Genomic DNA, 516 nt, shown 5'->3' on the forward strand with positions numbered 1-516 from the left:
GATTGTGACCGATGGTCAGCTGAATCTGATTGCCGAAGGTCCGGTGATGGCGATTCATCAACCTGCGATTCTGCTGGATGCCATGGATGAGTGGAATACGCGTACCCATGGCAATTCAGGGCTGGTGGAGCGAGTCACCAACAGTCCGATCAGTTGTCGCGAGGCCGAGCAGCGGACGCTGGCGTTTCTCAAACAGCATGTCAAAGCCGGAACCTCGCCCTTGTGTGGCAACAGTATCCATCAGGACCGTCGTTTTCTGGTCAAATACATGCCGGAGCTGGAAGCGTTTTTCCATTACCGCAACCTGGATGTCAGTACGCTGAAAGAGTTGGCCAAGCGCTGGTCGCCGTCGGTGGTGTCTTCGTTCGACAAGGCGGGCAGTCATCAGGCGCTGGATGATATTCGTGAGTCCATTGCGGAGCTGGCGCATTATCGCGAGCATTTTCTCCGTTTGCCGGAATAAGGGCGCATCACAAGGTCAGGTGTCCGAGCCAGTCAGAGCAGAGACTATGGCCC

General features: G+C 55.8%; 1 protein-coding gene. It reads left to right on the plus strand.

Annotated elements, in window-relative coordinates; all coding sequences use genetic code 11:
- A partial coding sequence (orn, locus tag Q4563_RS15795) for an oligoribonuclease (RefSeq protein ID WP_303605144.1) occupies window positions 1-463 on the plus strand: 463 nt, incomplete at its 5' end.
- Window positions 464-516: the final 53 nt, after the last annotated feature.

The sequence above is a fragment of the Gilvimarinus sp. 1_MG-2023 genome (assembly GCF_030548285.1).